Origin of the sequence: Parenemella sanctibonifatiensis, assembly GCF_002250565.1 — a bacterium.
Lineage (GTDB): Bacteria > Actinomycetota > Actinomycetes > Propionibacteriales > Propionibacteriaceae > Parenemella > Parenemella sanctibonifatiensis.
Genome location: NZ_NMVJ01000011.1, coordinates 1 through 21469, shown reverse-complemented (window position 1 = coordinate 21469; position 21469 = coordinate 1). Strand labels below are relative to the sequence as shown.

The following is a 21469-nucleotide window of genomic DNA, read 5'->3' as shown; positions in this document are numbered from 1 at the left end:
AAGTTCTCCGGCCACCGACGCCGACGGTGCCGCCATCGTCCAATGGCGTACGCCCTCAGTCCGCCTTCGCGACCGTGATCGTCACGTCATCACCGAGGTCGAGCACCGAACCGATCGGCAGCGGCATCGGCTGACCGGCGATCAGCGGCTCGTCACCATCGCGGGTCTTGAGCGCGGTGCCATTGGTGGAGTGCAGGTCGGTGGCGACGACATCCCAGCCGTCCAAGGAGATCTTGAGGTGGGTACGGCTGATGTCATGGCCGGGGCTGGGCACCGTGAGAGTCGTCTCGCCGGCGCTGCCGCTGGGGGCACGACCGACCAGGACGGTGCTCTCCAACGCCAACTCCTGGCCCGTGCTGACCTGGAGCTTGGCGAGCACGGGCCGCTCCACCAGTCGGGGGCTGAACTTCTCGACCGGCCCGCCACAACGAGCACACTCGTCCGCGTCCGGCGGGTTGGGGTGCTGCAGCGAACACATCACCGCCATCACCAAGCCCTCGTCGACGTGATCGCTGGCCTGCGGCTTCTGGGCCGCGGCCAGACCGGTGGTGAAGATGGTCTCGCCGTCGTGATCGTCGTCCTCGTCATCCTCGTCCTGGGCAGCGGCCTCTGCCGGCCCGCCGAAAGGCACGCCCTGGATCAGGCCACCACCGGACGCCTGCTGGCCGGGCCAACCGCTGGCCTGCTCGGCCGGCGGCGCGAACGGATCGCGGCGCGGAGCTTCCTGATCGTCGGAGGACTGCTGGGTCTGACCCTGCTGAGCCTGCTGACCTTGCGCCTGCTGACCTTGCGGCTGCTGCTGGCCCCACGGTGCCGACTGACCGGGCTGCGGCTGCTGGGGCTGCTGCGGGTTCTGTCCCCAACTCCCCTGGTTCTGGTTCTGGTTCTGGTTCCCCCACTGCTGCGGGCCGCCCTGCTGACCCCATTGGGGGGCCTGCCCCGGACCGCGCTGGCCCCAGCCCTGCTGCCCCTGCTGCTGACCCCATGCCGGCTGTTGCTGTTGCTGCTGGCGCTGTCCCCAGCCCTGCTGCTGACTCGGGGGCTGGGGATTCTGGTTCGACTGACCCCACGGCTGCGGACCGCGCTGCTGACCCCACTGCGGAGCCTGACCCGCACCAGCCTGACCGGTACCAGCCTGACCCCACTGCGCCTGCTGGGGCCGCTGGCCAACCTGGCCGGAGCCCTGATGGCCGGGACCTTGCTGACCGGGACCTTGCTGCCAGTTCTGGCCCTGGTTCTGACCCGGGCGTTGCCCCCAGCCATCTGGCTGACCCGGCGCACCTTGCTGCTGTCCCTGGCCGAACTGCTGCCCCTGGCCCCAGCCGCCGGGGCGACCCTGCTGCGGCTGCTGCTGGCCGCCCCACGGCGCCGGGCTGGCACCCCAAGCAGGGTTGGGCGAACCGGCAGGCTGACCCGGGTGACCCTCACCCTGCTGCCACGGTTCGGCACGGCGGGCAGGATTCTCGGACTCGGCCGCGTTCCCACGGGAACGCCGCGGAGCGACCTCGGCATCGGTGGACTGGCCCTCGCCGGTGGGCCCGGTTGCCGGAGCCGCGGCCGACGGCGGCGGCGCCACCGGCCGGCCGTTGCTGAACTCTGAATGCTGGAACGGTCGGGTGTCGACGTCGTCGCTGGTCTCGGCCGGTTCCGCAGCCGGGATCTCATCCGCCGGATCGCTCTCGGGTTCGTTGTCGGCGTCCTGACCGAGGTCCACGTTGGTCGCGATCGGGGTCTCGTCGACCACAACAGCCGCGAATTCCTCGGTGTCATCGGCAGGTACGCCGGCATCGGCAGGCTGATCGCTGCTGTCGGTCTGGGCGCTGTCGGTCTGGGCGCCGTCGGTCTCCTCGGCCTGATCCGCAGCGCCGTCGACAGCGAGCACCCCGGACGCATCCTCATCGGTCGCCTGCCCCGCTTCTGAAGACTCGGTGCTGTCTGAAGGCCCGCCCGCATTCTCTGAGGGCTCGCCCGCCTCTGAGGTCTCCGCCACGGTCTCCTCAACCTCCGGCGCCGGGGCACCCCACAGCGACGCCACCTCAGCCTGGACCTGAGCGGCCGTCTTCTTCGGCTTGGCCGGCTCCTCGGGCTCCTCGCCCGACTCAGATTCTTCAGCCGCGGAATCACCGTCCTCAGATCGGTCAGCCTCGCCCGCCGCACTGTCGGACTCGGTGGCGTCGGAATCAGTGGCGTCGGATTCAGCGGCGTCGGAATCAGTGGCGTCGGAATCGGTCGCGTCGGACTCGTCGTCCGGCTGAGCCGATGCGCCCTCGGGGTCGGGGCCGGTCACCGCCTCGTCGGCACCCCCCTCAGTCGCCCCGGAGTGGGCGGCTCCGGCCTCGACCCCCTCATCGGCGTCGCCCGCATCCTCCGCCGATGCCTCTGCCTCATCGCGGGTGCCGGCGTCGTCGGCCCGCTCCCCCTCGGCATCGTCATCATCGGAGCCGCCGGCTGCTGCGGCGACGGCCACCCCGGCGCCGGCAGCGGCCACCGGCGCGCCCCACAGGGAGGCCACCTCGGCCTGCACCTGGGCAGCGGTCTTCTTGGGCTTGGCTTCGGCTCCAGGCTCCTCAGTGTCAGCGGTCGATTCGTCCTCGTCGGCGGCTGCGACGTCCGCAGCATCGGCATCATCGGCCGTAGCGTCAGCCTCGCCCTCGGCAGCTCCACCATCAGCCACCCCATCCGCGGCGTCGCCGCCGGCGGGCTCGTCAGTCAGATTCTCGTCAGCCTCGGCACCCTCAGCCGGGCCGTGCGCCATCTCACTCTGACCGGCGTCGGTATCGCCCTGGTCTTCAGCAGCTTCAGCGTCGCCGGCCACCACCGCACCTTGATCAGATTCGGTCCGGTCGCCAGTCTGACCGGCGACCTCGGCCGGCGTGGCCTCGCCGTCCTTGTGGGCCACCTCAGGCGCATCTTGATCAGTTGCGGCCGCGGCAGCGGCCGGCTTCGGCCTACCTCCGATGCCTTCGACCGACGCGGCAGTCGGGAGCTGCTGGACCTCGGCGTCCTGGTCCCCAGCGACAGCCGGATCAAGATCAGCGGAGCTGGGCAGGCGTACCTCTGGCCGTTCCACGTCCAGGACGACGGCAGACGCCGCGACCACACCTTCGAGCAGCGGCAACTGCAGCGCCTGGGTGACGTCAACGCCCTGCAGGTTGCAGAAGGCGCGACGCACGTGCCCCAACCCGACCTCGGACCACGTCTGCACCCCCTCGCCGGTGGCGATCACCTCGGCGGTCTCACCGTCCAAGATCTGGACCTCGCCGCGCACCAGCGAGGTCAGTTCGGCACCCTTCCAAAAGAACACCGCGAAGTTGGGCAGCTCGGTCGCCCGGAACGCCGCCAGTCGGCTGGTGACATCCTCGATCGACTCGGCTTGGCGAATGTCATCCCACAGGTCGTGCAGCAGCGGCGACAGCTCCGGCGGCGCAGGCGGCATCAGCACCACCACGTTCGGACCCGCGAGCACCAGCCAGAAGCCGGGCGTATAGGTCGCCTTCCAGCTCAGCAGGTCACGATCCGTCTGCGCCTCAGTCATGTCCACCCTCGCTCGCCGACACCGGCGGCCACCTCGGCCGCCCCTGACATTGTGACGGTTCCGGCCCGCGGGCACCACCATGGGCGCCGCGGACGCATCGCACCACTACTGCAGCTCAGCGCTTGAGGTCGGCATCCATCTCGGCGACGAAATCGCGCTTGGTGGCCTGCCACTTGTCCTCGTTGTGACCGGTACGCCAGTAGCCCGACACCGACAAGATCTCGTTGGGCATGCCGAGGTCACCCATCAGCCGGCGCCGCCACGGGCGTACCAACTCGGCATTGCCGTGCACGAAAACCGCCGAATAGCCGCCCTCGGGGACCGTCAGATCGGCGGCCAGCTCCGCGATCATCTCGCCACTGGGGCGCTCGCCGCGATGCAGCCAGACCACGTTGTCGCCGTCGACCAGATCCAGCGGCAGTTCGCCCTCCGGCGAGGAGACCTCGATGCGGATGTCGGCCGTGACGCCGGGCTTGCGACGCCGTAGTCCTTCGGCCAACGCGGGCCAGGCGGCCTCGTCACCGACCATCAGCATGCGACCGGATGCGGCCGGTTCCCAGGCCCCACCGGGACCGCGGAAGGTGATCTGGTCGCCTGGCTCGACCTCGGCGGCCCAGCGGGACGCGAGGCCACCGTCGTGGACGAACATGTCGAGCCAGACCTGACCGGGCTGGTCACCGGGACGGATCGTGTAGGTGCGGGTGACCGGACCCTCGTGCCGCTCCAGACCCTCGAGATCGTTGGGCACCGGCAGCCCGAAAGGGGACCGCGGGCCAGGGAAGAGCAGCTTGACGTACTGGTCGGCGAACGGGAGCCCCAGCCCTTCGATGTCGGGGCCACCGCAAACAATCCGTGCCATCTCCGGTCCGAGCCAACGGCGCTCCAGCACCGTCATGGTCTTCGGCGTCATGCCGGCACGGGCGGGTCGATCAGTCATGAATGCCTTCCAAGTTAGGTATGCCTTAGCAGTCTAGCCACCGGGGCCAGCTGCCCCTGAACCGTCCGTGTCAGGCGGCCGCCAGGATTAATGTGACCACTGCCCACCGCTGACGCGGACAGTGCAGGGCGAGCTGATGAGGTTGGGGACTGGCATGGTGGGTCCATGGATCCCGTGATCGAACTGCTCCTCCTGGAGGCTGCCGAGACCGGCGTCCCTGCCGAGCGCACGCTGGCCATTGATCTTGGTCATCCGGACGCGACCGAGCTGGCAGGCGTACGCCGGTGGTCCGATCGCGCTGGCGAGCCGGGCGCCGACGGCCTACTCACCGCATCCGTGCTCAGCAACATCGACCTGGTGCTGCTGCGCCTGCCCGGATCGCTGGCCGAACTGGACGAGTACGCCTGGCGGGTCGCCACCCTCGCCCCGCAGGCGCGCTTGCTGGCCGGCGGCCGGGTCAAGCACATGCGCCCATCGATGAACACCGTGCTGGCCACCCATTTCACCGAGGTCAGCGCCAGCCTGGGCCGCCGCCACGCCCGGGTGCTGCGCGCTGCCGGAGCCCGCCCGGGCCCCGGCTGGCCCCGGACCGCCGACGTCCGGACCGCCGCCGGCCCGCTCAGTCTGGTCTGTCATGGCGCGGTCTTCGGTTGGACCCTGGCTCAGAAGGGTCGGGTCGACGCCGGCACCGATCTGATGTTGCAGCACCTGCCGGAGACCCTCGCGGGCCCCACCCTCGACCTCGGCTCCGGGGCGGGCGTCCTGTCCATCGCCGCGGTGGCTCGGGGCGCCACGGTCACCGCGGTCGACAGTTCTGCGGCCGCCACCGCCAGCACCCGCGCCAGCGTCGCCGCCACCATCGACGCCGATGCTCCGCTCACCGCCCTGCACCTCGACGCCGCCGCCGGCGTACCGACTGACCAGCCATGGCAGCAGATCCTGTGCAATCCACCCTTCCACCAAGGCGTACGCAAGGACTCCACCCCGGCGCAGGACATGCTGTCGGCGGCGGCCGCCCAGCTGGCGCCCGGCGGCGAGCTGTGGGTGGTCTACAACGCCCACCTGCCCTATCTGCCGTTGCTGCGGCGGTTCGGCGCCACCGACATCGTCACGCGGGATCGCCACTACATCCTGACCCGCACGCGCGCCTGACCCCGGCTCCCGGCTGGCCCTGAAAGGTCCGCCGCTGCGGTTCGCCGTTGCCGAATTGCACTCCGCCTTCGTCTCCGGCGGACGTTGCAGGGCCGACCGCCGTACGCTGTCGCCATGCTTCGCGTCGCCGCTCCCGCCTCCGCCACCGAGGCGCTCGCCGCTCTGGGCGACCCCACCGTCACCGCCACCTTTGGGCACGGCTGGGAGGTCGCCGAGCTGCCCGCCGACCTCGACCCGGCCACCGTCAGCGTCGCGCCGGCACCCACCACGGCGCCTCGACTGCTGGTCAGCGATGTGGACTCCACCGTCATCCTCGACGAGGCAATCGAGCTGCTCGCCGACCGGGCCGGCACCCGCACCGAGGTCGCCGCCGTCACCGAACGTGCAATGCGTGGCGAACTCGACTTCGCCGCCTCGCTGGCCGAACGAGTCGCGACTCTGGCGGGGCTGCCGGTCAGCGTTTTCGCCGACGTCGCCCAGGCGGTACGCCCAACCCCTGGCCTGACCGAACTGCTCGCATCCGCGACGGCTGGCAACTGCCCCGTCGTGCTGGTCTCGGGAGGCTTCCACGAGATCCTTGCTCACCTCACTCCCGGTTGGGGCATCCCGCCCCAGAACGTCCACGCCAATCGGCTGGAGGTGGTCGACGGCCGGCTCACCGGGCGTACTCGCGGACCCGTGATCGATCGGCAGGCCAAGGCCGACCGCCTGCGTACCCATGCCGCGGCGATCGGGGTCACCGCCCGGCAGGCTGTCGCCGTCGGCGACGGCGCCAACGACCTCGCCATGATCGACGCCGCCGGCCTGGGGCTGGCGTTCTGTGCCAAGCCGGTGGTCGCCGCGGCCGCCGACGGACACATCAGTCACCGCCGACTCGACGTCGTGGCATGGTTGTCCGGTCTTCCGCTGCCCGCGGAGGACAACGAATGATCGCTGGAGAACTGATGATCACTGGAGAACCGATGCTCGCGCTGCCGCACCGTGCCACCGACCGCCTCACCACACTGACCCAGGGCGCCCAGGTGTTGGACTGGCGCTCCGGCTCCGACCAGCCCGTGATCTGGGTGAGCGGGCTGAGTAGCTTCGAGGCCGGAGTCGCGGTACGCGGCGGGATCCCACTGTGCCTGCCCTGGTTCGGTGGCGGCCCCAGCGGCGACCCCACCCCCAAGCACGGCACTGCGCGGATCAGCGACTGGGAGGAGATCGGCGAGCACCAGTACCGGCTCGCCGGCGAACCGACCGATCAGTTCCCACACGCCTGGCAGGCCGACTTCAGCGCCACTGCAGACGCCGAGACCCTCACCCTGCGCCTGACGCTCACCAACCCGACCGAGCAGGCGTACGCCATCGAGGAACTCGCCCACACCTATCTGGCCGTCAGCGACATCCGACAGGTGCAGGTGACGGGGCTGGAGGGGGTTCAGTACGCCGACAAGGTCCCGGGGGCCGCAGCCGCCCAGGTGGTCCAGTCCGGGCCAATCACGTTCACCGGTGAGACCGATCGCATCTATGCCAGTGGCGGGCCGATCACCCTGCACGACCCCGGCTGGGACCGTCGCCTCACCGCCGAGACCGTCGGCGCCAGCAGCACGGTGGTCTGGAACCCGTGGGTCGACAAGGCCGCCGCGATGGCCGACTTCGGCGACGACGAGTGGACCGGGATGGTCTGCCTGGAATCGGGCAACGTCGCCGGCGGCGCGCTGCAGCTCGAGCCGGGCGCCAGCCACACCCTTGAGGTCCGCATCAGCCTGGCCTGATCGCTCGCCCTGAAACGTCCGGCCAGGGCCGTTGCGGTGGTCACATCGCCCTCGGCGCACCGCTGGCGCGGACCTTGCAGGGCAATTGCGTTGACCGGGACCGACACCACCAGCAGGATGGTCGGATGTTGCTGCTGCTGTTCGGGCCGCCCGCGGTCGGGAAGATGACCGTGGGCCGGGAGCTGGCGAACACCGGCCGGTTCCGGCTCTTCCACAACCACATGACGATCGAGCCGCTGATCGAGACCTTCGGGTTTGGCACCGCGCCGTTCAGCGTCCTCAACAACGAATTCCGGCGCCGGGTGTTGGAGGAGGCGGCGGCCCACCAGATCAATCTGGTGTTCACACTCGTGCTCGACCTCAGCCTGGCCGAGGACGCCGACCTCCTGGAGCAGTACGTCGCGATCTTCGACGGCAACGTCGCCTTCGTCGAGTTGCGAGCCGACCTGGCGACCCGGCTGGAGCGCAATCGCACCGAGCACCGCCTGCTCCACAAGGCTTCCAAGCGAGACCTGGAGTGGTCGGACAGCAACGTACGAGAGATGGAGGCCGCCCCGATGTCGACGACGGACGGCGCCCACGCGTTCACGGAAGTCCTGGCGCGGCACCCCCACCTGGTGCTGGAGACCGCCGACGTACCGCCAGCCGCGGCCGCGCAGCGGATCCTGGACTGGCTGGACAGCGAGCCGGGTTCGGCCCGTAGTTGATTCACACCGCTTGATTCACACCGGGCTTGATTCACAGTGCGCCGTGAACCGTCCGCGTACGCCGACCGCCGAGGCCACATCGTCCTCGGCGCATCGCTGACGCGGACGTTCCAGTGGGTCCGCCGGACGGCTGGCCACTAGACTGGCGCCGACCAGCCGTCGACCGGGAGAGGACCGTGGCTCAGAACCTTCCGCCGGGTTCCCCGGAAACCCCGCTCAGTGGCGCCTCCCCGGATCCGGTGCCGGCCCGCGCGCTGCCGGACAGTCCGGCCTCCCCGCCCGCGGCAGCTGCCTCGGCCCCGCCTCGCCGCAAGGCCCGCGTGTACGGCATCAAGCAGCACATCCCCCGCGAGGATCCGCACTGGGAGCCGACCGCACCGCGCCGCCCACCGACCACCATCGCCGCGACCATCGCACTGGGACTGGCGGCCGCCGCGGGCGTCTTCCTGATCGGCCGCAGCATGTGGGTCGCGATCCAAGGCCTGCTCACCTTCCGTGAGGCCGTGGTCTGGACCCGTTGGTTGTCCGATGACTTCGCGCTGAGCAAGTGGGGCGGCGCCGACACCTGGACCATCGCCTTCGTCGCCGCCTCGTTGGTCCTCGCAGCCTGCGTCACCGGACTGACGGCGATGACGGCGTACAACACGTGGCACGGATGGCGCTGGGCTCGCCGCGCGGCGATCGTCGTGGCGGCCAGCAGCTTGGTGCTGAGCTTGGTCTTCAGCTGGTGGGGGTTGCTGTCGGCGGTCCCCGCGGTGGTCGGGGCGGTGCTGGTCTGGCTGGCGCCGAGCCGCCGGTACGCCGACCTCTGGCAGGCCGAACGTACGCCGGTGCCGCCGGCCCGGCTGCCGGTGCCGGAGGTCAGGTACGGCCCGCTGCCGAAGTATCGCCACCGGCCCCAGCCGGTCGAGCAGTCCTCCGACAGCAGCGTCGCCTGATCCCTCCCTCAGTCGTGCAGGTCGGCGAACGCCACCACCTGGGCATCCAGTTCCTCCGCGTACTCACCATGGACGGCGTGTGACCCCTCAGGTTTCAGCTCGACCTGGGCATGCGGCATCGTGCGCAGCGCCGTCTGCTGGGCCCGTCGGGCGTCGTGGATCACGCTGCGGCCGCCGAAGACCACGAAGACCGGCGCCTCCAGTCGCACCAGTTCGGCCTCGCTGATCGCGGCGGGCGTCGGTTGGACGACCGAATAGTGGGTGATGCCGGCCTCGATCACCGCCGCCTCCGGCACCCCGCTGGTGTCGGCACCGTTGGCGGTGTAGCTGGTGAACCAAGCGTCGTAGCCGGGAGGCATCAGCGGAAACACGGTCCCCACCGCCGCCAGCATGAAGCTCAGCTTCACCGGCGCAAACACGTACGCCGGGTCGAAGAGGCTGAGGGAGGCCACCCGTTCGGGATGGTGCAGCGCGTAGTTGGTGGCGGTCCAGCCACCGAAGGAGACCCCGACCAGGTGCGCACGCGCCACGCCAATTCCGGCCAGCGCCTGGTCCAGCCAACGCGCCTGGTCGGCTTCGTTGGTGACTGGCCGAGTCGGCTCGGACAGCCCCGGCTGGCCGAGCAGGTCGATCGCAATGACGGGCCGCTCGGGCAGGTAGTGGGGCAGGTTGCCGTGCCACATCGGGACTGGCGCGGAGTGTCCGGGCAGCAGCACGATCGGCGGCAGGGCACGGTAGGTCTCATCGGCGCCGGGCTTCTCGAAGCGGTACGCCCGCACGCTGCCGAAGTCGGTCGGCACGTCCCAGGTCTGGGCCGGTGGCGGCATCAGCGCCATCGTCTCGTCGTAGAGATGCCTGAACTCGGCGCGGCCCTGCTCGGACTTCCAGGCGCTGACCTCTGCGCCGGTGCCGGTGGCTGCCAGCAGTGCGAGGTTGGCCCCGACCCAGAGCACTGGTACGAGGATGACCACTCCGGCACCGATCGCGATTCGCTTGATGACCGTACGCATCCGTTCTCCCAAGCTTGACGTGTTGCAATGCAGTCGCATTCTAACGCATCACAATGCGACTGCATCGCCTAGGCTGTCGGGTATGCCCAAGCAGGTGGATGAGGATCAGCGCCGCACCGAGATCGCGTACGGAGTCATCGCGGTGATGGCCGAGCGCGGACTGGCTGCGGTCTCGCTGCGGTCGGTGGCGGCCGCCGCCGGGATCTCGATGGGCCGGGTGCAGCACTACTTCGCCACCAAGGCGGAGCTGGTCCAGCACGCCTGCGCGATGATCCTCGAGCGCGCCCATGCCCGCTTCGACGAGGCCGGCGGCAGCCCGCGCGAACAACTACGCGCCCTGCTGACGATGGGACTGCCCAGCAGCGAGCAGGACCGCACCGGCGCCGCTGTCTGGTACGCCTTCATCGGCGCGGCCGCCACCGACCCGGCACTGGCCGCCATCATCCGCGAGGGTTGGGACGGCATGCAGGAGAGCGCCCGGCGACTACTGGTCGAAGCCGGCGTACCGGATCCGACGGTGGCCGCCCGGGCCCTGACGGCGATCTCCGACGGCCTGGTGCTGCGCATCCTGCTGGGCCACCTCGATGCCCCCTCAGCACGGCAAGCCATCGACGCCGCCCTGGCAGACTGGCTGCCACAGGACTGAAAGCACCGCCTCCAGACTCGGGCCATGGCCCCTCACCGCCGTAGAGTCCGCTGTCGTGACCAACTTCGACCAACTCAGCAGCCTCCTCGGCAAACTGGAGCAGCGCGCGCAGGCCCGCGAGCAGGAGGGCGCCGCGGCCGCCGCCCGGCTCCGGAGCGCCGCCGGCACCGCCGAGAACGCGATGGGGCGCTACTCCGTCGATCCCTCGGGCCGGCTGGTGGAGCTCACCCTCAGCCCAGCCGCGGCGACCAGCAACCCGACCGGCCTGGCCGGCGCGATCCTCGGTGGCTACAACGAGGCCCTGGACCGGGTACGCCCGTTGCCCTCGCCGGCAGGCGACCACCCGCTCGTCGAGGAGCCCGACCCCACCTTCACCCCGCCGGTCCCCGGATCGGATGAGGACCGGGTCCGCACCGCCAACCTGCGAGCCGCCGCCCGCGCTGAGGTCGTGGCCGAACAGGTCCAGGACGCCCGGGTTGTCGGCAGTGCCGACGGCGTCCAGGTGGAGGTCAACGGCGGCGGCTTCCTCGTCAGCCTGCGGCTGGACCAAGCCATCTTCCTGCAGGGCGCCGAGGCCATCGAGACTGGCGTCCTTGCCGCGCTCGCCCAGGCGCAGGACGCAAACCGGCAGGCCATCGCCGAACAGATCGGATCGGAGTCATGAGTTCCTTCACTGTCACCCCCAGCGGCCTCCAATCTGCTGGACAGTCGATCACCCCGGCCGCGGACGGTCTGGACGGGATCAACGTCCCGGCACCGAACGTCCAGATGTACGGGAAGTTGGTCGGCAGTGCGGCCACCGATGCCGAACCGGCCACCACCGAGGCGCTGAACGGCTTGGCCGATGCGCTGTCGATGACGGTCGCCTCCATCGGGACCCGCCTGGACGACAACGCCACCTGCTATCTGACCACCGAGGATGACAACGGCAGCCTCAGCATGGGCATTGATGTCGGGGTGGTGATCTGATGACCGGCCCCAAGGTTGACTGGGTGGTCCAGGCCGCCGCCGTCCTCGACGAAGGCCCCACCGCCGGACCGGTGGAGTCCCTCGCCCTGGAGGCCATCGACAAGGTGCTCGACTTCGGCTCGATGGTCGCCGGCGGCCTGCTGCCCGCGATCTTCACCGACTGGATCGTCGACGGCCTGATGGACTTCAAGGAGATGCTCGACTCGCTCACCGGCGATTCCGGGCAGATCCGTGACCACGTCGACCAGCTCCGTACGGCGTCGGACACGATCGGCGACCAGATCCCCACCATCACCGGCGCTGGCAGTCAGGCCGCGGGCTGCTGGGAGGGGCAGGCCGCGACCCGCTTCCAAGCCATGATCACGGCCACCGAGGACTGCACCGGCGGATTCCAGAACGCCACGCTGAGCCTCGCCAATGACCATTCCCGGCTCGGCGTCATGGTTGATGTCGCCAAGGCGAATGTCATCCAGAAGGTCCTCCAGCTGGCCGAACAGCTGCCTCGGATCGCCCTTCAGTGCATCGCCAACGCCGGCATCGCCTTCGTCGGTGGTGCCATCCAGATCGTGTCCGAGACCGTGGTCGGAGCGATCAGCGGCGCCACCGAGGGGATGATCGACGGGTGGCGTGACGGCGGCGTCTGGGGCGCGGTCAAGGGTGCGGTCAGCGGCGGCAAGGAGGGCGCGGCCGAGGCTGCCCAGGCCGCACTCGACAAGGCCTTCCTGGACTTCGTCTCCCTCGCCACCGCCCCGCTGTCACAGGCGTTGCGGACGGTGCACCAGTTCGTCCAGCAGTCGATCGAACCGATGACCTCCCTGATCGGCCAGATGGCTGGCACCGGCGTACGCATGGAACGGGCCACCTCGCTGCTGACCAATGGCAGCGACCCCGGCCACAATGCCGACGCGCCGGCGGCCGGGTCTGCCGGTGACACCGCGCAGGGCACCGATCGACAGGACCGCGACCGCGACATCGTCGACGTCAACCAGGCCATCGGCGACCCCGACGCCGAACTGCCTCCGGGCTACGACCGACTGTCCCAGCAGGAACTGGATGAGCTGGGGATAACCCCGGACATGTTGCGCGATGACGACACCGGCTACGAGGCCGAGATCTTCCGCGGCCCCGACGGGGAACTGATCGTTGCGTTCGCGGGCACGTCTGCCGGCGCTGGAGCCCAGGAGCCCGACATCCCCGAGGACGCCATTGGCGGGGCGACCGCCTCGCCGCAGACCGGCAACGTCCTCGCTCTGACCGAGCAACTCCAGAAGTCGGGCCAGGGCGACAACGTCATCTACAGCGGGCATTCGCTGGGTGGCAGGCTGGCCACCATCGCCGCGATGGACACCGGCAACGCCGCCATCACCTACAACGCTGCCGGCGTCAGCGATGCGACGATCGACTACATCGCCAACAAGAACGGCACCACGCCCGAGGCGCTGATGAACGGCGCCGACGGTGGCCAGATGCGCAACTACTACACCGGCGATGACCCGCTGACTGGCGCCCAGGAAAGACTGCCGGCCAGCGCGGACGCACTCCCGGATGTGCCCGGACACCAGATTCAGCTCACACCCGACTCCGACCGGGGCAGCGAGTACGGCGGTGGCCACTTCCTGGACCGGGTCGGCGAAGCGATGGACGGCAAGGGCTGACGCCCTCGGTGGGCAGTCACACGCGGCTCGCCCACCATTCCTTCCCTCTGAAACGTCCGCGTCACCGGCCAGCCGTGGCCGCATGGGCCGTCGTTGCCGCCTGACACGGACGCTTCAGGGCGGAGCTCAGGGGCGTACGGCGATGATGTGGACCGGCTCGGAGTCCGGACCCAGGCGCACCCAGTTGTCCGCACCCCACTGCCACGTCTGGCCGGTCACCTCGTCATGCGCCTGGAACTGGGCAGTGCCCTCGGGCAGGTCCAGGCCGGCCAGATCCAAGTGCACCCAGGTGTCGATCATCTGGTGCGGGTTGAGGTTGGCGACCACGATCACGCGGTCCTCGCCCTCGACCTTGCTGAAGCACAGAATCTGATCATGGTCGGTGCGGTGCGCCCGCCAGTTGCGCAGCCGCAGCAGCGCCGGATGCTCGGAGCGGACCCGATTGATCATGGTCAGGTATGGCGCCAGCGAGACCTCGGCCTTGGGGCCAGTCGGCTCGTAGTCCTCCCAGCGGCGGTCCTTGTATTCGTACTTCTCGTTGTCGATCTGCTCCTCATAGCCGGGGCGCGGCTGGTTCTCCATCAGCTCGTAGCCGGCGTAGATGCCGTAGGTCGGTGACAGCGTCGCGGCCAGCGCGGCTCGCACCTTCCATCCGGCCCGGCCGCCGTGCCACATGTACGGCGTGAGGATGTCGTGGGTGGTGGGCCAGAAGGAGGGCCGCATGTACGCCGCAGTCTCGCTGCTGAGCTCGGTCAGGTATTCCTCGAGCTCGGCCTTGGCGTTGCGCCAGGCGTAGTAGGTGTAGGACTGCTGGAAGCCGACCTTGGCCAACGTACGCATCATGGCGGGCTTGGTGAACGCCTCGGCCAGCCAGATGGTCTCGGGGTAGCGCTCAGCAACGTCGGCGATCAGCCACTGCCAGAACTGCACCGGCTTGGTGTGGGGGTTGTCGACGCGGAAGATCCGGATCCCGTGATCCAGCCACACCTGGATCACCCGGCGCACCTCGGCGTACATCCCAGCCGGGTCGTTGTCGAAGTTCGGCGGGTAGATGTCCTGGTACTTCTTGGGCGGGTTCTCGGCGTACGCGATGCTGCCGTCGGCGCGGGTGGTGAACCACTCCGGGTGGTCGAGCCAGGGGTGGTCCGGCGACGCGTTGAGCGCGAGGTCAAGGGCGACCTCGAGGCCGTTGTCGCGGGCCGCCCCGACGAAGTCATCGAAGTCGTCGAAGTCACCCAGGTCGGGATGGAGGCTGTCGTGGCCACCCTCGGCGGAACCGATCGCGTACGGCGATCCGGGGTCCTCGGGGGTGGCGGTGAGGGTGTTGTTCTTGCCCTTGCGGTTGGTCCAGCCGATCGGATGGATCGGGGTCAGGTAGACGACGTCGAAGCCCATTCGGGCGATCGCGGGCAGCCGCTTCGCTGCGGTGGCGAAGGTGCCGGACTGCCACTCGCCGGTGACCGGATCCTGCTTGGCGCCCTCGCTGCGGGGGAAGATCTCGTACCACGCCCCGACCAGGGCGCGTTCGCGTTCCACCAGCCAGGTGAGGTCGGCGCTGGGCGAGACCCAGTCGCGCAACGGCTGGGCGTCGAGCTCGGCGACCAGGTCGGTGCTGGTGGCCCGGGCGAGCGCATCGGCCGCGCTGATCTCGGGATCGGCGAGCGCCCGGGAGGCCTCCTCCACCAGGCGCCGGCCGGTCGCGCTGCGCTCCACCTCGGCGGCGGCGCGATCGAGCACGATGACGCCCTCGGCGCGCATCAGATCGACGTCGATCTCGGCATTGATCTTGATCTCGGCGTTGTGGCGCCAGGTCGCGTACGGGTCAGACCAGCCTTCGACGCGAAACTTCCACAGTCCTTCGCGGGGGGCGCTCAGCGGACACTCCCACTGGTCGAGGCCGGGATTGATCAAGGTCATCGGGTGGTGGGTTTCGACACCGTGGGGGTCGGTGACCACCACGGTCGCATTGACGGCGTCATGGCCCTCCCGGAAGACCGTGGCGACGACGGTGAACTCCTCCCCGACCACCGACTTGGTCGGGTAGCGGCCACAATCAACGGCGGGCTGGACATCGGTGACGGGGATCCGGCCGATGTAGCCGGACTGTCCGCTGGCCGAGCCGAGCTCGGGCAGGCCGTTTCGGGTTTCCTGCGGGGCACGATTCAGATGCTCAGTCACGATCGTGATCGTACTTGGCGGGCCGGCCTCAGCACGGACCCCCTGCCCGCACCTGTTCCTCCCTGCAACGTCCACCGTGATGACGCGCGACGACACATATGACCGCGGCACCCGCTCGACGTGGCGACGGTGAACGCGTTGAAAGATGCCGGGGAGGTTCCTTCACGGCTGAAGGTGACGCACCGCCACGACCAGGACTACCACCCGCTGTGGATCGCCGACGTCGCCGCCTATGCCGGACAGCAGGCGATCAACCGCAACGACCCGGGCCGGCTGGTGAGGCTGGCCGAGAAGATGGCGATCCGCGAGGCCACCATCCTGCCGGTCGACCAGCGCCCAGACCCGGCCCAGCCGGTGGCCAGGTCGAACGGGCTCGACGGCCGGCTGGCCGAGCTCCACACCAGGTCGCTGACCCTGGCCGCCCGCCAGCGGGTGAACGATCTCTACGACAGCCCCACACGGGATCCGCAACAGCTGGATGCCGCGCTGACCCGGCTGGAGCAGATGGCCGAACGCCTCGGCCAGGTGCGCGGCGGGCACGAGACATGGGAGCAACTGAACGGCCGGGAGCTTCCGCCGATGGAGGACTACACCAGGCCCGGCCGGGAACGTTAAACGAGGTGGGACCGCCGGGCACAGCCAAACGGCTATGCAATCCGGGACCGGTCAACTACTGACTCCGACACCAGTGACCCGAAGATCCCGGACTAGGAGAGGTTCGCGACTCCACCTCGTTGCCACCATCGTAGCACTCAGCCACGACAGAAACCCTGGCCCCACAGGGAAACAGTGCCGCACGGGCGGTAGCTGGGGGAGGATGGGCGTCATGGTGGATGTGATCGCGGTAGCCCGACAACTCACCCCGGACGGCGAGGTCGCAGAGGCCGTACGGCGAGAGTTCACCGCATCCGGCGCCACCTACGAGGAAGCGAGGGATGCGGCACGAAGCCTGGTCGCGGCCGAGACGGACGAATGGCAGCTCCTGCACTTCGTCGTACCGGAGCACCACAGCCCGGCCAGCTGACACGTCACCGGGGTCGTACGACACTTCCCCCAAAGCCGAACATCTGTTCTAATTAGTGTCGTGGGGGATGCTGCGCGACCAGTCGTGATGCCGTGGATGCTCGGGGTCGATGTGCCGAGCCAGCGGGTGATGAACATGTGCTGGCCGCAGGGCAGCGACAGGACCGGCTGGCATGCACGCGGGATCCCAGACCAGCCCAGGTCGATCCCGGTCGAGGTCCGCGTGGTGTGGGAGACCGACGGCGAGGAATGGTGCCGCGGTCACGCTCGCCGATGGACCGCGACACATGTGTATGTTGACCTTTCGGATCCTCGGCTGATCGGGCCCGGGGTCCTCGCCGGCGACGTACGGCGCATCGAACCGGGCGAGCTGGGACATGGCGTCTCCGCCGCGTAACGACAAGTGGCAGCCCTACCACGACATCAGGTTCGTCCTGGTTCGCCGGCACGGAACTCTGAAGCCTGCAAGAGGATTCGTCCTGGAGTGGGTCCGGGAAACCGGGGGCCGTCATCGGGCCCTGGTGATGCTGGTCGACGAGCTGGACCACCGCCCTGCACCCCGCGTGGAGTGGTGCACCACAGGACAGATGGTCCCGATCGACGTCGACCCGAACTGGACCAGCAGGTGGTGACGACCCGGGGTGCGGTGTGTGGTCAGGCAGGGTGGGCGGCGCGGTCGACCAAGGCCAGCAGGAGCTCGGCGAAGGTCTGGCGGGCCTGTGCTGGTGTGGCGTGCAGATCGGTGATCAGCAGGTCCATCACCTGGTCGAAGGTTTCGCCGGCCAGTTCGATCAGGCGGGGCTCGTGTTCGGTGGGGATCAGCGAGTGGGCGATGATCATCGGAACCTGCGGTGATTCGGCCAGCAGGTCACCGATCGCCGCATGGACTGCCCGGGCGCTGAACTTCGGTGAGGCTTGTTCACGAAGCCTCGTAGCGAAGAGTTCCATGGCCAGACGGTGGGCATCGACGTAGGCGGCCAGCTTCCCGGCGAACACCTGGGAGATCCTCGGCTGGCTCCAACGCGCCACAGGGCTCAGAACCCACCTGACCAAACCGTGACCACGGCCCGCGGTGCCGGTGGCGATCGTGTCTTCCCCGGGCTGTCACATCGCAGCCGAGGTCGGCGTGAGACAGACGGTCGTTTGTTCGTTAGGGCAGCGGCCTTGGGTCCCTCGGATGATGACCGGCGACCGAGAAGCCCTCGCCGGTCGTGTAGTGTGGTCGGTCCGCCCGGGACCCGTGTGCGCTGGTTCGCGCCCGTTCGCGTTGGCGATGTCGCGGTGCCAATTGGCGTCGTCGGACCTTCAGCGAGGTGGGTAATGACGTCGACGGCAGTAGTAGTTGGCCTCGATCGGGCGGGGAAGCGACGTCTGGCTTTGGCGATGGCTGCTCTCATCGCGCTTGCCGTGGTCGGTCTCGGCGTGCCAGAGCTCACGCGGCGGGCGGTCCAGGCCGCTCAGAGGGGTGATGTGGGCGCGATCCTGCCGCTGGGATTGGCAGGGGTGGCGATCGCCATGGTGTACGCGGCGCTGGAATACCTCTCACGCGTGGCGAAGCAGCTCGCACAGAACGGGTTGGAGCGCGACCTGCAGTCCAAGGCGTTGGTCAAGGCTCTGGCCCTGCCGAAGCGTCGGGTAACTGAGCTAGGCGATGGGACCGTCCTCACGCACGTGATGGACGATGTGCCAGGTTTCGCCCAAGGACACGTGGGTGCGTACTCAGGGCTGGTCCTGGGATTGGCCACGTTGATGGCAGGGCTTGCCTATTGCGTGTTCCTCAACCCAGTGCTCGCAGTGTCGACGGTAGCTTTCAACGTGGTGTTCCGGTTGGTCACACGGCGGGTGGATCGCCACATCGATGCGATCTCGTCTGCGGCGCGCACCATCCGCGAGCGCACCAACGACCTCATCAGTGACCTTGTCGGCATCAAGGACGTTGCCCAGGTTTTCGGTCGCGAGGACTGGGTCACGTCCAGGCTGAAGGACTCTCAGGACGAGGAACGGGTGACCCGGAACCGCCAGTTCGCGTGGACTGCCGGGTACGCAGACTCACAGTGGATGATCAAGAAGTTCGCCGACGTCACGATCATCTTCGGCGTCGGTGGTCTCCTCGCGATGCGGGGCATGGTCGAGTTGAGCGCCATCATTGCGTTCATCCCGGCGTCGGCCTACCTGTACAACGGCTTCAGTGCACTCTTGGGCTACTGGGTGACTCAAGCGCAGATCGCACCGGCGAAGCGGGCCATCAGCAAGTTTCTCGCTGAGCCCGATGACATTGACTGGCGGCAGCTTGGCGGTGACGGCTCGATCGAGTTCGACCAGGTGTCGTTCTCTTACGGTGAGCACGTTGTCCTGGACCGGGTGTCATTTCGGATCGAGCCAGGCGAGTGGGTCGAGGTCCAGGGCCGCAACGGAGCAGGAAAGTCGACCGTGGTCGCGTTGATGCTGGGACTCCTACAACCTGACTCGGGTGAAATCCGCCGCGGATCGGGCGACCAACGCGGCGTGGTCTACCTCCCGCAGTCCACTCCCGTATTCGACGGTGAAAGCACCGCCAACATTGCCCTCGACAACCCCGTCGCCCGGAACCGGGTCGACGACCTGGTCAACGAACTCGCGCTCAGCCACCGCACCGGCGCCGAGGTGTCAGAGTTCAGCACCGGCGAGGTTCGCCGCATCGGGGCGGCAAGAGCCCTCGCCCGGCTGCCCGAGTCGAACTACCTGATTGGTGACGAGATCACTGCCGGCCTCGATGCCGACAACACGGACCGCGTGCTCGGCCTGCTCAGAACCCATGCCGGTGCCGCGACCGTGGTCCTGATCAACCACGACCACATCGACCTGCCCTTCACTGCCCGGCTCATCGTGGGCGACGGCCGAGTCGAGGTCGAACGTCTGGAGACGAAATGAACACCGGACGGCGTCAGTTTCTCGGCCGCATCTACCGGCGGCACCGCAGCCTGTTCGCCCTGATCCTGTTGTTCCAGGTCGCCGCCGGCATCACCCGCGCCCTGGGGGCTGCTCTGGTTGAGCCGCTCACCAACGCGATTCTGGACAAGGCAGTCCAGGTGTTCGTGCTCTTCCTCGTCGCCACGTTGATCATCGACGCCCTGTCGTACGTGACACGCTGCGTCGCGGCGATACTCACCACCCACCTGCAAGGCCATGCACTCGTCGAGCTTCGTCTAGTCACAGTCCGTCGCATCCTGCATATGCCCATGCTCGCCTTCGAGACACGCGGCCGCGGCGAACTCGTCTCGCTCGTCCAGCGCGACACCCAGCAAGCAGCAGAGCGGGTCTACACCGTGTGGAGCCGCATCCTCACCTGCCTGACCACCGGCGGCTTCTCCATCGTCGCGATGACCCTGCTCGACCCGAGTCTCACCGCCATCCTGGTCGCCGCCACCCTGGTCGCCGCACTGCTCAACTCCACGCTTCTGAAACGTGTGAAGGACGCCGAACGAGACGCACGCAAAGCCCAAGGCGGCCTCACCAACACCGTCCTCACCGCCATCGCAGCCTTCGACGTGGCACGAATCTTCAACGCCGTCGGATTCATCCGCGCAATCTTCGGATCCCACCGCGACAGCTTCGAGCGTGCCGTGATGCGCAGCACTCACATCGACGGCCAACGCGTCGGCCTCTACTCGATCGTCAGCACCGGCACGGTCTTCACCGCAGCACTGTGGATGGCCTACCGAGTGGCCCACGGCGAGGCGAACGTCGGAACGCTGTCCGCCTACATCGCGCTCATGCTCCAAGGGCTCGTCAGCATCGAAACGTCATTCAGATGGTGGAGCAGGCTCACCGTGTCCGACGCGAGCTGGGAACGACTCGACGAGATCGGCGCAACAAGCACGCCAGCCATGGCCATTGCAGGCAAGCTCCCGGCAGCGTCGGACCGCCACAGTGGGCCTGTGACCCAGCTCGACATCGCCAGCCGCTTTACGTACCCCGGAGCCGACACGGCACTACGACATCAACTGCACGCAGGCCTGGGCACCGTCAATCACATCCCCGGCAACTCAGGTAGCGGCAAAACCACCCTGCTGAAGTGCCTGCTCGGTCTGTACCCCTTCGACCCCGGATCGACCATCACCATCAACAACACGCCGACAACCCAACACGATCTCAGCCAGCTGAGCAGCTACGCACCAGCAACGGGGGGATTGTTCGACAGTTCAGTCCGCGACAACCTCACCCTCGGCGACCCGGCCATCACCACCAAACACATCATGGAACACGCCGCCACCCTCAACCTTGCCGAATGGCTCACCACCTACGGCCTAGACAGCAACATCGGCCCAGGAGGATCACACCTCTCCGGAGGACAACGCCAGTCGCTCTGCGTCTTACGCGCCCTGCTGGCCCCCCGAGACATCGTGATCCTGGACGAACCGTTCTCCGCACTCGACGTCAGCCGTGCAGAGGGAATCGCTCAAGGGATAGCACAAGCCTCCAAGACCAAGCTCGTCCTCATCACATCACACCGCCCCATCCCGACACGGCCCGAGTAGAGCCGTCCCAACCTCCGCGACCCGTCGCCCATGCCACAGGCGGCCGTGTCATCGGACTCGCCAAGACGCCAGAGCGGACCGGGTCTTGGCCTTCTACCGAAAGGTCACCACCTCGCGTGCCAGTCCAGGTCGACGGGTGAGGTGCGCCGTTGAACGACCACCCTCTCTCGGACTGCCGGGTCAGCGTCGCGATCGAGGTGTAGATCGAACAGACCCGCCTCGCGCACCCCAGCCCCGGTAACAGGGGACTGCCCCCAGTTTGCTTGACAGATTTCTAGGGGTGGGTCAGGCGGCCTGGGTGGTCGCCTGATGGGTTGTTTCGAACTCTACTGGAGTGAGTTTGCCGAGGCGTCGTTGGCGACGTCGGCGGTGGTAGGACTTCTCGATCCAGGTGATGATGGCCAGGCGTAGCTCGGCTCGGCTGGCCCACGGGTGGCGGTTGAGG

20 protein-coding genes are annotated in these 21469 nt (G+C 68.5%); 14 read left to right on the top strand and 6 right to left on the bottom strand.

Annotated elements, in window-relative coordinates; all coding sequences use genetic code 11:
• Nucleotides 1-55 precede the first annotated feature (55 nt).
• Together CGZ91_RS13105 and CGZ91_RS13100 are read right to left on the bottom strand one after the other, a co-directional pair.
• Nucleotides 56-3535, bottom strand: coding sequence for an FHA domain-containing protein (locus tag CGZ91_RS13105; RefSeq protein ID WP_144276918.1), 3480 nt, complete (start codon nucleotides 3533-3535; stop codon nucleotides 56-58).
• A gap of 115 nt (nucleotides 3536-3650) precedes the next feature.
• Complete coding sequence (locus CGZ91_RS13100) at nucleotides 3651-4472, bottom strand: siderophore-interacting protein (protein ID WP_094455838.1); 822 nt, start codon at nucleotides 4470-4472, stop codon at nucleotides 3651-3653.
• A gap of 165 nt (nucleotides 4473-4637) precedes the next feature.
• On the opposite strand from CGZ91_RS13100, the gene CGZ91_RS13095 reads away from it, so the two are divergent.
• From CGZ91_RS13095 to CGZ91_RS13075, 5 genes are all read left to right on the top strand, one after another.
• A complete protein-coding gene (locus CGZ91_RS13095) occupies nucleotides 4638-5624 on the top strand; it encodes a class I SAM-dependent methyltransferase (protein ID WP_094455836.1) in 987 nt (328 codons plus the stop codon).
• A 114-nt stretch (nucleotides 5625-5738) separates the two neighbouring features.
• Nucleotides 5739-6554, top strand: a complete 816-nt coding sequence (serB, locus tag CGZ91_RS13090) for a phosphoserine phosphatase SerB (RefSeq protein WP_094455834.1) — start codon at nucleotides 5739-5741, stop codon at nucleotides 6552-6554.
• A 14-nt stretch (nucleotides 6555-6568) separates the two neighbouring features.
• Nucleotides 6569-7381 carry a D-hexose-6-phosphate mutarotase gene (locus tag CGZ91_RS13085; protein ID WP_179229369.1) on the top strand — a complete coding sequence of 271 codons (813 nt, stop codon included), beginning with the start codon at nucleotides 6569-6571 and terminating at the stop codon, nucleotides 7379-7381.
• Between the two features lie 125 nt (nucleotides 7382-7506).
• Complete coding sequence (locus CGZ91_RS13080; protein WP_094455831.1) at nucleotides 7507-8088, top strand: ATP-binding protein; 582 nt, start codon at nucleotides 7507-7509, stop codon at nucleotides 8086-8088.
• A 176-nt stretch (nucleotides 8089-8264) separates the two neighbouring features.
• The gene (locus CGZ91_RS13075; protein ID WP_144276917.1) at nucleotides 8265-9026 is read left to right on the top strand and encodes a hypothetical protein; all 762 of its coding nucleotides are present in this window, start codon (nucleotides 8265-8267) and stop codon (nucleotides 9024-9026) included.
• An 8-nt stretch (nucleotides 9027-9034) separates the two neighbouring features.
• On the opposite strand, the gene CGZ91_RS13070 is transcribed toward CGZ91_RS13075, so the two are convergent.
• Nucleotides 9035-10036 carry an alpha/beta fold hydrolase gene (locus CGZ91_RS13070; protein WP_179229368.1) on the bottom strand — a complete coding sequence of 334 codons (1002 nt, stop codon included), beginning with the start codon at nucleotides 10034-10036 and terminating at the stop codon, nucleotides 9035-9037.
• 82 nt (nucleotides 10037-10118) lie between these two features.
• Here CGZ91_RS13070 and CGZ91_RS13065 point away from each other — a divergent pair, with 82 nt between their 5' ends.
• The 4 genes from CGZ91_RS13065 to CGZ91_RS13050 are packed head-to-tail and all read left to right on the top strand — an operon-like array spanning nucleotide 10119 to nucleotide 13306.
• Entirely contained in the window at nucleotides 10119-10682 is a 564-nt protein-coding gene (locus tag CGZ91_RS13065; RefSeq protein ID WP_179229367.1) for a TetR/AcrR family transcriptional regulator, read from the top strand.
• Nucleotides 10683-10737: 55 nt separating this feature from the next.
• On the top strand, nucleotides 10738-11346 hold the full coding sequence (locus CGZ91_RS13060; protein WP_094455824.1) for a YbaB/EbfC family nucleoid-associated protein: 609 nt from the start codon (nucleotides 10738-10740) through the stop codon (nucleotides 11344-11346).
• Nucleotides 11343-11651: a hypothetical protein gene (locus CGZ91_RS13055; protein WP_094455822.1), complete on the top strand. Its 309-nt coding sequence runs from the start codon at nucleotides 11343-11345 to the stop codon at nucleotides 11649-11651. The genes CGZ91_RS13060 and CGZ91_RS13055 overlap by 4 nt, the downstream gene beginning before the upstream one ends.
• On the top strand, nucleotides 11651-13306 hold the full coding sequence (locus tag CGZ91_RS13050; protein ID WP_094455820.1) for a hypothetical protein: 1656 nt from the start codon (nucleotides 11651-11653) through the stop codon (nucleotides 13304-13306). The genes CGZ91_RS13055 and CGZ91_RS13050 overlap by 1 nt, the downstream gene beginning before the upstream one ends.
• A gap of 126 nt (nucleotides 13307-13432) precedes the next feature.
• Here the strand turns inward: CGZ91_RS13050 and CGZ91_RS13045 are convergent, their stop codons facing one another.
• A complete protein-coding gene (locus CGZ91_RS13045) occupies nucleotides 13433-15484 on the bottom strand; it encodes a maltotransferase domain-containing protein (RefSeq protein WP_229116629.1) in 2052 nt (683 codons plus the stop codon).
• Nucleotides 15485-15613: 129 nt separating this feature from the next.
• Here CGZ91_RS13045 and CGZ91_RS13040 point away from each other — a divergent pair, with 129 nt between their 5' ends.
• The 3 genes from CGZ91_RS13040 (at nucleotide 15614) to CGZ91_RS13030 (ending at nucleotide 16904) form a co-directional block, all read left to right on the top strand.
• Nucleotides 15614-16099: a hypothetical protein gene (locus CGZ91_RS13040; protein WP_144276916.1), complete on the top strand. Its 486-nt coding sequence runs from the start codon at nucleotides 15614-15616 to the stop codon at nucleotides 16097-16099.
• 211 nt (nucleotides 16100-16310) lie between these two features.
• Nucleotides 16311-16508, top strand: coding sequence for a hypothetical protein (locus CGZ91_RS13035; RefSeq protein WP_094455817.1), 198 nt, complete (start codon nucleotides 16311-16313; stop codon nucleotides 16506-16508).
• A gap of 60 nt (nucleotides 16509-16568) precedes the next feature.
• A complete protein-coding gene (locus tag CGZ91_RS13030; protein ID WP_144276915.1) occupies nucleotides 16569-16904 on the top strand; it encodes a hypothetical protein in 336 nt (111 codons plus the stop codon).
• Nucleotides 16905-17161: 257 nt separating this feature from the next.
• Here the strand turns inward: CGZ91_RS13030 and CGZ91_RS13020 are convergent, their stop codons facing one another.
• Nucleotides 17162-17503 (bottom strand): hypothetical protein, encoded by a 342-nt coding sequence (locus CGZ91_RS13020; protein ID WP_094455811.1) that lies wholly within the window; start codon nucleotides 17501-17503, stop codon nucleotides 17162-17164.
• 246 nt (nucleotides 17504-17749) lie between these two features.
• On the opposite strand from CGZ91_RS13020, the gene CGZ91_RS13015 reads away from it, so the two are divergent.
• Together CGZ91_RS13015 and CGZ91_RS13010 are read left to right on the top strand one after the other, a co-directional pair.
• Complete coding sequence (locus CGZ91_RS13015; protein WP_144276914.1) at nucleotides 17750-19417, top strand: ATP-binding cassette domain-containing protein; 1668 nt, start codon at nucleotides 17750-17752, stop codon at nucleotides 19415-19417.
• A complete protein-coding gene (locus tag CGZ91_RS13010; RefSeq protein ID WP_094455807.1) occupies nucleotides 19414-21024 on the top strand; it encodes an ABC transporter transmembrane domain-containing protein in 1611 nt (536 codons plus the stop codon). Before CGZ91_RS13015 ends, CGZ91_RS13010 begins: the two co-directional genes overlap by 4 nt.
• A gap of 285 nt (nucleotides 21025-21309) precedes the next feature.
• Here CGZ91_RS13010 and CGZ91_RS14130 read toward each other — a convergent pair.
• A partial coding sequence (locus CGZ91_RS14130) for an IS3 family transposase (protein WP_324252666.1) occupies nucleotides 21310-21469 on the bottom strand: 160 nt, incomplete at its 5' end.